At 66.1% G+C, this 9,028-nt stretch carries 10 protein-coding genes and 1 pseudogene; 7 read left to right on the top strand and 4 right to left on the bottom strand.

All coding sequences use genetic code 11. The features are described from left to right. Positions 1–104 precede the first annotated feature (104 nt). The 4 genes from ccmB to IVB01_RS14375 all read left to right on the top strand — a co-directional run bounded on the left by ccmB (position 105) and on the right by IVB01_RS14375 (position 2,429). Complete coding sequence (gene ccmB, locus IVB01_RS14360; protein WP_247281256.1) at positions 105–773, top strand: heme exporter protein CcmB; 669 nt, start codon at positions 105–107, stop codon at positions 771–773. A gap of 92 nt (positions 774–865) precedes the next feature. Next, positions 866–1,657, top strand: coding sequence for a heme ABC transporter permease (locus IVB01_RS14365; protein WP_247281257.1), 792 nt, complete (start codon positions 866–868; stop codon positions 1,655–1,657). Then, positions 1,654–1,839, top strand: coding sequence for a heme exporter protein CcmD (gene ccmD, locus IVB01_RS14370; protein WP_247281258.1), 186 nt, complete (start codon positions 1,654–1,656; stop codon positions 1,837–1,839). The genes IVB01_RS14365 and ccmD overlap by 4 nt, the downstream gene beginning before the upstream one ends. Then, entirely contained in the window at positions 1,836–2,429 is a 594-nt protein-coding gene (locus tag IVB01_RS14375) for a DsbE family thiol:disulfide interchange protein (RefSeq protein ID WP_247281259.1), read from the top strand. The genes ccmD and IVB01_RS14375 overlap by 4 nt, the downstream gene beginning before the upstream one ends. Before the next feature lie 156 nt (positions 2,430–2,585). Here the strand turns inward: IVB01_RS14375 and IVB01_RS14380 are convergent, their stop codons facing one another. Next, positions 2,586–3,188: a septation protein A gene (locus IVB01_RS14380; RefSeq protein WP_247281260.1), complete on the bottom strand. Its 603-nt coding sequence runs from the start codon at positions 3,186–3,188 to the stop codon at positions 2,586–2,588. Positions 3,189–3,190: 2 nt separating this feature from the next. Further along, positions 3,191–4,135 (bottom strand): signal recognition particle-docking protein FtsY, encoded by a 945-nt coding sequence (ftsY, locus tag IVB01_RS14385; RefSeq protein WP_247281261.1) that lies wholly within the window; start codon positions 4,133–4,135, stop codon positions 3,191–3,193. Between the two features lie 47 nt (positions 4,136–4,182). Here ftsY and IVB01_RS14390 point away from each other — a divergent pair, with 47 nt between their 5' ends. Further along, complete coding sequence (locus IVB01_RS14390) at positions 4,183–4,884, top strand: RNA pseudouridine synthase (RefSeq protein ID WP_247494622.1); 702 nt, start codon at positions 4,183–4,185, stop codon at positions 4,882–4,884. Positions 4,885–5,109: 225 nt separating this feature from the next. Next, entirely contained in the window at positions 5,110–6,219 is a 1,110-nt protein-coding gene (locus IVB01_RS14395) for a DUF2336 domain-containing protein (protein WP_247281262.1), read from the top strand. A 132-nt stretch (positions 6,220–6,351) separates the two neighbouring features. Here the strand turns inward: IVB01_RS14395 and mtaB are convergent, their stop codons facing one another. Then, a complete protein-coding gene (gene mtaB, locus IVB01_RS14400; protein ID WP_247281263.1) occupies positions 6,352–7,605 on the bottom strand; it encodes a tRNA (N(6)-L-threonylcarbamoyladenosine(37)-C(2))-methylthiotransferase MtaB in 1,254 nt (417 codons plus the stop codon). Then, positions 7,605–8,480 carry a diaminopimelate epimerase gene (dapF, locus tag IVB01_RS14405; protein WP_247281264.1) on the bottom strand — a complete coding sequence of 292 codons (876 nt, stop codon included), beginning with the start codon at positions 8,478–8,480 and terminating at the stop codon, positions 7,605–7,607. The genes mtaB and dapF overlap by 1 nt, the downstream gene beginning before the upstream one ends. Before the next feature lie 258 nt (positions 8,481–8,738). Here dapF and IVB01_RS14410 point away from each other — a divergent pair. Beyond that, positions 8,739–9,028 (top strand): annotated as a pseudogene (locus IVB01_RS14410) (AraC family transcriptional regulator); the annotation flags it as partial.

Here is a 9,028-nt window from a genome sequence, read left to right on the forward strand (position 1 = left end):
GGGCTACCCCCCTCCCCAGCCCTCCCCCACAAGGGGGGAGGGAGCGCAGTTTGCCCGTGGCGCCAGCCGGCCATGCATGGGCGCGGCCTCGAAGGAAGCCCCCCATGACCGCCCTTGCCGCGCTCATCCGCCGGGACATCCGGATCGCGCTTCGCGTCGGCGGCGGGGCATTGATTGGCGTGCTGTTCTTCCTCACCGTGGTGGTGCTGATGCCGTTCGCGGTGGGCCCGGATCTGGCGCTGCTGTCGCGGCTCGGGCCGGCCATCCTGTGGCTCGGTGCGCTGCTGGCGAGCCTGCTCACGCTGGACCGGCTGTTCATGGCCGATCATGAGGACGGCTCGCTCGACCTGATCACGATGAGCCGGACGCCGCTGGAACTGGCCTGCGCTGCGAAAGCGCTGGCGCACTGGCTGGCCGCCGGCCTGCCGCTGATTGTCGCAACCCCGGTGCTCGGCCTTTTGCTCAACCTCGACATGGTCGCAACCGGCGCGGTGGCGCTGACGCTGCTGGCAGGCACCCCGGCGCTCACCTTCACCGGCATGATCGGCGCGGCGTTGGCGGTGACGCTGCATCGCGGCGGGCTTTTGATGGCCGTGCTGGTGCTGCCGCTGTCGATTCCGGTGCTGATTTTCGGGGTCGCGGCCTCGCAGGCGGTGATCGTCGGTCCCATGACGTTCGGCGCGCCGTTCTCGATCCTCTGCGCAGTGTCGCTGGTCAGCCTCGTCGTCGGCCCTTTCGCGGCGGCGGCGAGCCTGCGGCATGGACTCGACTGAGATGAGCTCGCCTCACCTTGACCCCCATCAACTCTCGCGACGCACTTTCGTGCTGATTGCCTGAGCGCTCCCGGATCATTATCACAATAACCATGACGCTGATCGACCTCGCCAATCCCACGCGGTTCCTCGCACTAACAGCGCGCCTGCTGCCGTGGCTTGCGGCTGCGACCGTCATCCTGCTCACCATCGGCCTGTACCAATCAGCGCTTGCGCCCGACGATTATCAGCAGGGCGCGACGGTGAAGATCATGTTCATCCACGTGCCCAATGCCTGGCTCTCGATGTTCGTGTGGGGCGTCATGAGCATCGCCTCGCTGGGCACGTTGGTATGGCGGCATCCGCTCGCCGATGTCGCCGCCAAAGCGGCAGCGCCGATCGGCGCCGCCTTCACCTTCCTCGCGCTGCTCACCGGCTCGCTGTGGGGACGGCCAATGTGGGGCACCTATTGGGAATGGGACGCGCGGCTGACATCGGTGCTGATCCTGTTCCTGATGTATCTCGGCCTGATGGCGCTGTGGCGCGCGGTCGACGATCCCTCGCGCGCGGCACGCGCCGCCGCGGTGCTGACGCTGGTCGGCGCCATCAACCTGCCCATCATCAAGTTTTCCGTCGATTGGTGGAACACGCTGCATCAGCCGGCCTCGGTGATGCGCATCGGCGGCTCGGCACTCGACAAATCGTTCCTGATCCCGCTGCTGGTGATGGCGATCGCCTTCACGCTGCTGTTCGTCACGTTGCACTTAGCTGCGATGCGCAACGAGATCCTGCGCCGCCGTGTCCGCTCCCTGCAGATGGTGCAGGCGAGCCGCGTCGCGTTTTCGAGCGAGTTAAGCGCCGGTTCGCGTGAAGAAAACGCGTCAAAAGAAGCTGGGGCTGCGTGATGATAACGCTCGGCCCATACGCGTCGTTCATCGTGATGTCCTATGCCGCAGCGGCCCTCGTGGTCGTGCTCCTGATCGGCTGGGTCATGCTCGACTACCGCAGCCAGATTGCGCGCCTGCGCGAGCTCGATCGCAGCGGCGTTACCCGCCGCTCCGGCCGCAGCGCGACGGACAGATCATGAGCAATCCATCGAGCCAGGCGACGCAGCAGCGTCGCACCTTCCTGATGGTGCTGCCGCTGATCGCCTTCATCGCGCTGGCCCTGCTGTTCTGGTTTCGGCTCGGCAGCGGCGATCCCTCGCGGATTCCGTCCGCGCTGATCGGACGGCCTGCGCCGCAAACCCTGCTGCCGCCGCTCGAAGGATTGCAGGCTGACAATGCGCCGGTGCCGGGGCTCGATCCCGCCGCGTTCAAGGGCAAGGTCAGCCTCGTCAACGTCTGGGCGTCCTGGTGCGTGCCCTGCCATGACGAGGCGCCGCTGCTGACCGAGCTCGCCAAGGACAAGCGCTTCCAGCTCGTCGGCATCAACTACAAGGACGCGGCCGACAACGCGCGGCGCTTCCTCGGGCGCTATGGCAACCCGTTCAGCCGCGTCGGCGTGGACGCCAACGGCCGCGCCTCGATCGAATGGGGCGTCTATGGCGTGCCGGAGACCTTCGTCGTCGGCCCCGAGGGCACCATCGTCTACAAGCTGGTTGGACCGATCACGCCGGACAATCTGCGCACCGTGTTATTGCCGCAGCTGGAGAAGGCGTTGAAAGCGGGGAGCTAGCTCCGCGCTCTCGTGCGACACACTCAACTGTCATCGCCCGACTTGATCGGGCGATCCAGTATTCCAGAGACGTCAGCAGTATACGGAGAAGCCGCGGCGTACTGAATTCCCCGCCTGCGCGGGGAATGACAGCGGTACGTGGGGCGACGTTTCGCCCTAGCCCTTGCTCACATCTCCCGCCTCGGCCTCGCTCGCTTCCAGCGACGCCGGCGCAAGGTGGTAGCGCTTGGTCAGCGGCAACTGGGCGACGGCGAAGATCATGGTCAGCGTCGTCACGCCGAAGACCTTGAAGTTCACCCAGAAGTCCGTGCTCTGGGTGCGCCAGATGATCTCGTTCAGCACCGCCATGCCGGCAAAGAACAGCGCCCAGCGCAGCGTCAGGATGCGCCAGCCGTGCGGCGTCAGATTGAACACCTGATCGAACATCACGGCAATGAAGGAGCGGCCGAACAGCAGGCCGCCGCCGAGGATCGCGGCGAACAGGCCGTAGATGATGGTCGGCTTGACCTTGATGAAGGTCTCATCGTGTAGCACCAGGGTCAGCGTGCCGAACACCAGCACGATCACGGCCGTCACGATCGCCATGATCGGGATGTGCCGCGTCACCATATAGGACGCGGCCATCGCCGCCACGATTGCCACCATGAAGGCACCGGTCGCGGCGAACAGGTTGAACCTGGCATTGACGAAGAAGAACACGAGCAGCGGACCGAGCTCGGTCGCAAGCTTGAACAACGGATGCGGCTGGGTCTTGTCCATTCTCAACTTTCGATTCCGGCGATCGCGCGGGCGAAATCGCGCGCGGTGAAGGGCGCGAGATCGTCGACGCCCTCGCCGACGCCGATGAAATGCACCGGCAGTTTGAATTTTTCCGCCAGCGCCACCAGGATGCCGCCGCGCGCGGTGCCGTCGAGCTTGGTCATCACGAGGCCGGTGACCCCGGCGGTGCGGTGAAAGGCCTCGACCTGCGACAGCGCGTTCTGGCCGACGGTGGCATCCAGCACCAGCAGCACCGCATGCGGCGCGGTGGCATCCACCTTGCGGATGACGCGCACGACCTTCTCGAGCTCGTTCATCAGTTCGGCCTTGTTCTGAAGCCGACCCGCGGTGTCGATCAGGAGGACGTCGGCGCTCTGCTCCTTTGCTGCCGTCAGCGCGCTGAAGGCAAGGCTCGCCGAATCCGAGCCTTGCGCGCCGGCGATGACCGGCGTCTTGGTGCGCTCGCCCCAGACCTTGAGCTGTTCGATCGCCGCCGCGCGAAAGGTGTCGCCGGCAGCCAGCATCACCTTGCGGCCTTCGGAGGCGAATTTTTGCGACAGCTTGCCGATGGTGGTGGTCTTGCCGGAGCCGTTGACGCCGACCACGAGGATGACGAACGGCTTCTTGCCCGCATCGATCTCGAGCGGCTTCGCCACCGGCGCGAGCACCTTCTCGACCTCGGTGGCGACCACGTCCTTGACCTCGTCCGCCGAGATCGCCTTGTCGTAGCGCCCCGTACCGACGGCATCCGCGATCCGCACTGCGACTTGCGTGCCGAGATCGGCGCGCAGCAGCACGTCCTCGATGTCGTCGAGCATGGCGCGATCGAGCTTGCGCTTGGTGACGAGATCGGCGACCGCGGTCCCGAGCGAGGACGAGGTGCGCTTCAGCCCGTCGGACAGGCGGCGCCACCAGCTCAGCTTGGGGGTCTCGGAGGTATCGTTCATGGTGGGGGTGTGTTAGCCGTTCCGACGATTAAACGAAAGTCTTGCAATTGCTCGATGTTCCCGAATTGACCGCTGATGAGATTTTGGCCCGCGTGCTCCATCGCGACGGCTTGATGCTGGTCATCGACAAGCCGGCCGGCCTGCCGGTGCATCGCGGCCCCAAGGGCGGGGCGAACCTCGAAGCCTCCTTCGACGCGCTGCGCTTCGGTCTGCCGCGGCCGCCGATGCTGGCTCACCGGCTCGACAAGGACACCTCAGGCTGTCTCGTGCTCGGCCGCCATCGCAAAGCCACCGCCTCGCTCGGCCTGCTGTTCAAGCACGGCAAGATCGGCAAGACCTACTGGACCGTGGTCGAGGGCGGCCCTGATGAAGATGAAGGCACCATCGACATGCCGCTCGGCCGCCTCAATGCCGAGCGCGGATGGTGGCAGAAGCCGGATCCCGAAGGGCAGAAGGCGATCACCAATTGGAAGGTGATGGGCCGGGGCGCGGGCCTCGCCTGGCTCGCCATGGAACCGGTGACCGGCCGGACCCACCAATTGCGGGTGCATTCGGCCGCGACCGGCTGGCCGATCATCGGCGATAACATTTACGGCAACGGCCCGCGCTTCGGCGAGCCGCGCCTGCACCTGCATTCCCGCGAGATCGTGGTGCCGATCTCCCGGAACAAGGAGCCGATCCGCGTCGTGGCGCCGGCCCCGCCCCACATGCACGAGCGCCTCCGCGCCTGCGGATGGCACGGGGACTAGCCCGGCAGCCAGCCCTCATGGTGAGGAGGCGCGTCAGCGCCGTCTCGAACCATGAAAGTCCCGTGCTGTTGCAGTTGAGCCTCGATCCTTCGAGACGCCCGCTTTGCGGGCTCCTCAGGATGAGGGGCAACAAGCCCATGGTTTACGAAACGTTCAGCGCTCGCCTCTAATGATAGCGGTTGCTTAGAACAAGCTTCTGTAACCGCTCAGGACGAGCAGCGCGTGATGTCCAAGGCCGAGCTATCGATCATCGACGAGGTCGAATCCGCGATACGGATGGGCTCGCCGGAAAAGGGGCTGGAGACGGCCCGGCGCGTCACGGACCTGTTCCTGTCTTCCGCCGCCAGCTTTGACGACGAGCAGATCGCGCTGTTTGACGACGTGCTCGAGCGCCTCATTGGCACCATCGAGCTGCGCGCCGTCGCCGACATCGGCGCCCGAATTGCGCTCGCCGAGATCAGCGCGCAGCTCGCTCCGATCGCGCAGGCGCCGCCATCCGTGATCCGCCGCCTCGCCAGCAATGACGAGATCCGTATCGCCGGACCCGTGCTCCAGGAATCCGCGCGCCTCGACGATGGCGAGCTGGTGAAGATCGCATCATCCAAGGGCGAGCCGCATCTGCTCGCGGTCGCCGGCCGCTGGTGGCTGAGGGAGATCGTCACCGATGCGCTGCTGGCGCGGCGCTATCCCAGCGTCAGCCGGCGGCTCGCCGCCAATCCCGGCGCCCGCGTCTCCGGCAGCGGATTTGCCATCATCGTCGGACAGGCCGAAAGCGATCCGGAGCTCGCGGTCAGCGTCGGCGTCCGCGTCGATTTGCCGTCGGAGCTGCGCCGCCGATTGCTGCGTTCGGCGACGGATGCGGTGCGCACCCGCCTGTTGTCGCGCGCCCCACCGCATCTGTTCGAGGAAATCCAGAGCGCAATTGCCGCCGCCACCGTCGGCGTCGAGCGCGAGATGTCTGGCGTTCGCGATTTCGAAGGCGCCAAGCGGGCCATCGCAAATCTCAAGACGATCGGCCAGCTCAACGAAGCGACGCTACTCGGCTTCGCCACGCAGCGGCGCTATGAGGAGACCGTCGCGGCCCTGGCGGCGCTGTCCGGATCGACCGTCGAGGTGATTCGCCCGCTGATGCAGAGCCTGCGCGACGACGGCCTCCTGGTGCCGTGCAAGGCCGCGCAGCTCAGCTGGGAAACCACCGCAGCCGTGCTCGAAAGCCGTTTTGCGACGGGCGCGATGAAGCGGGCTGATCTTGCGCGCTCGCAGGGCCATTTTGCGAGAATGACGACGGAGAATGCGCGGCGCACGCTGCGGTTCTGGCAGGTGCGGGCCCTGTAGGGCACACCGTGTACCATATCGGCGGTGTCATCACCCGCGAAGGCGGGTGATCCAGTATTCCAGAGACGTTTGTGAGATACGGAGAAGCCGCGGCGTACTGCCTCGCCCGGCCAAGCCGGACGACGACACCGACTATGTGATCAGCCGCTCGCCATCGCTGCCAACAATCCTGAGCGGCACGACACTGCCCACACGTTCGCCCGCAATCGCCACCGGCAGATAATGCTCCGTGCGTCCCTGGCCTTCGCTCTCGATCAGCACCTCGCGCGCGGCGCCGATCTCGGCTTGCAGTCGCTGCCGAAATGCCGCCTCACCGGCTGCACGCAGCCGCTTCGCACGTTCTTTGATCGCGCCGCCCGCAACCTGCGGCATTCGCGCGGCCGGCGTGCCGGGGCGTGGCGAGTAGGGAAAGACGTGCAGGAACGTCAAACCACATTCCTCGACGAGATCGAGCGAGCGCGAGAACATGTCCTCGGTCTCGGTCGGGAAGCCCGCGATGATGTCGGCGCCAAAAATGACGTCCGGGCGCAGGCGGCGCACCTGGTTGCAGAACGCGATCGCATCCTGCCGCGAATGCCGCCGCTTCATGCGCTTCAAGATCAGGTCGTCGCCGGATTGCAGCGACAGGTGCAGATGCGGCATCAGTCGCGCATCGTCGGCGATGGCATCGAGCAGATCGTCATCTGCCTCGATCGAATCGATCGAGGAGATGCGCAGGCGCATCAAGTCCGGCACGTGCCGCAAAATCTGCTTGGTCAGCATGCCGAGCTTGGGCGCGCCCGGCAGGTCGGCGCCGTAGCTGGTGAGATCGACGCCGGTCAGTACGATCTCGCCGTGACCGCGCTCCACCAGCGCCCGCACCTGATCGACCACAGCGCCCATCGGCACCGAGCGCGAGTTGCCGCGGCCGAACGGGATGATGCAGAAGGTGCAGCGATGGTCGCAGCCGTTCTGCACCTGCACGAAGACGCGCGGCAGGCCGGCGGCAAAGCCGTCGATCAGATGCGGCGCCATCGCCTTCACTGCCATGATGTCGCTGACGGCAATCTTCTCGCTGGCACCGATGTCGAATGCATCGCGCGCATCGCGCCATGCGGACGAGCGCATCTTGTCGTCATTGCCGACGACGCGATCGACCTCGGCCATGTCGGCGAACATCGCGCTTTGCGTTTGCGCGGCGCAGCCGGTGACCACGATACGCGCACCGGGCCGCTCGCGCTTCAATTTGCGGATCGACTGGCGCGCCTGCGCCACCGCCTCGTTGGTGACGGCGCAGCTGTTGATGACGATGGTGTCGGAGAGGCCGGCACCTTCCGCCTCGCGGCGGATCACCTCGGCCTCGAAGGCGTTGAGGCGGCAGCCGAAGGTGACGATGTCGACGGCCATCAGCCGACCGGCGCGAACAGCGCCGGATCGAAATTGCCTTCATATTCGAAGGTCGCGGTGCCCGTCATCAGCACATGGTCGTCGCGCTCGCGCCATTCGATGGCGAGCTTGCCGCCGGGCAATGTGATCTCGACATTGCGATTGGCGCGCTTCAGCCGCGCCGCGGCGACAGCCGCGGCGCAGGCTGCCGAACCGCAGGCCTTGGTGAGGCCGGCGCCGCGCTCCCAGGTGCGAATCGTGATGTGGTCGCGATCGACGATGTGAGCAAGCGTAATATTGGCGCGCTCGGGGAAGATCGGATGGTTTTCGAGCAGAGGACCAAAGCGCTCGAGATCATAGGCGCTGACCTCCTCGACCCAGAAGACCGCGTGCGGATTGCCCATGTTCACCACCGAGGGCGAATGCAGGATCGGATTGTCGATCGGCCCGATCTGCAATTCGATGTAGCGGGTGTCGCGAAACTCTTCCGCCAGCGGAATGTCCTGCCAGCCGAACTTCGGCGCGCCCATGTCGACGGTATAGAGGTCGGGCGTCGGGCCCTGCCAGCAATTGAGCAGGCCCGCAGCCGTCTCGAACGTCGCCGTGGTCTGTCCGCTCTTCTCGAAAATGCGGCGCACGACGCAGCGCATGCCGTTGCCACAGGCACCGGCTTCGGAGCCGTCATTGTTGTAGATGCGGATAAAGGCCTCAGTGCCGTCCAGCCGCGGCTTCTGCAGCACCATGAGCTGGTCGTAAGCCACGCCGCCATTTGCGGACGCCACCGCCCGCGCGTCGTCCGGCGTGACCTTTGCTGTGGAATCGCGCATGTCGACAACGACGATCTCGTTGCCGATGCCGTTCATCTTGGCAAATGCGTGGTTGGCCAGCGCGCTCATGAAAATTCCCGAATTTCGCCCGTCTTATATGGCGATCCTTGCCGGCTTGGCCAGCGGTTTACTGCGGAGCGCCCGGGCCGCGGCCCGCGACGCCGCCCATGACGCATCTGTCATGGGACGAATTCGGCGCCCGCGTGTTAGAACGGCGCCATTCGCGCGAACCGGGAGGCGCGGCCGGGCGCAAAGCGGGATTTAGGCCTTGGTGGGCAAGGTCTTGGAGCCCAAGGTCTTGGTGCCCAAGTTCTTGGGGAGAATAGAATGATTAGGTTTCGTCGTCTCGCTCTGGCCGCGCTGATCCCGGCGGCCATGTCGTTTGGTCTGTCTGCCGCTCGGGCACAAAGTCCGAGCCCGGCGCCCGCCGCGTCAGTAAGCCCCTCGCCGGCCTCGCCGGCGCCTGCCGCGAGTGCTTCGCCTGCGCCGATGGCAACGCCCGCGCCGGCGGCGAGCGCCTTACCCGCCCCTGCTGCGACGCCCTCGCCCGCAGCCAGCGCCTCACCCAGCCCGGCCGCGCCCCCGCCCGCCGCGGCCGGGCTGGGTGAGGCGCTGGC

This window comes from Bradyrhizobium sp. 164, from assembly GCF_023073715.1.
In the GTDB taxonomy this organism is placed as follows: Bacteria; Pseudomonadota; Alphaproteobacteria; order Rhizobiales; family Xanthobacteraceae; genus Bradyrhizobium.

Excerpts from the sequence above, each read along its gene's own strand:
- ftsY (WP_247281261.1), bottom strand. The coding sequence starts at position 4,135 with ATGAACGATACCTCCGAGACCCCCAAGCTGAGCTGGTGGCGCCGCCTG.
- dapF (WP_247281264.1), bottom strand. The coding sequence starts at position 8,480 with ATGAGCGCGCTGGCCAACCACGCATTTGCCAAGATGAACGGCATCGGC.
- IVB01_RS14380 (WP_247281260.1), bottom strand. The coding sequence starts at position 3,188 with ATGGACAAGACCCAGCCGCATCCGTTGTTCAAGCTTGCGACCGAGCTC.
- IVB01_RS14375 (WP_247281259.1), top strand. The coding sequence starts at position 1,836 with ATGAGCAATCCATCGAGCCAGGCGACGCAGCAGCGTCGCACCTTCCTG.
- IVB01_RS14395 (WP_247281262.1), top strand. The coding sequence starts at position 5,110 with ATGTCCAAGGCCGAGCTATCGATCATCGACGAGGTCGAATCCGCGATA.
- mtaB (WP_247281263.1), bottom strand. The coding sequence starts at position 7,605 with ATGGCCGTCGACATCGTCACCTTCGGCTGCCGCCTCAACGCCTTCGAG.
- IVB01_RS14365 (WP_247281257.1), top strand. The coding sequence starts at position 866 with ATGACGCTGATCGACCTCGCCAATCCCACGCGGTTCCTCGCACTAACA.
- ccmB (WP_247281256.1), top strand. The coding sequence starts at position 105 with ATGACCGCCCTTGCCGCGCTCATCCGCCGGGACATCCGGATCGCGCTT.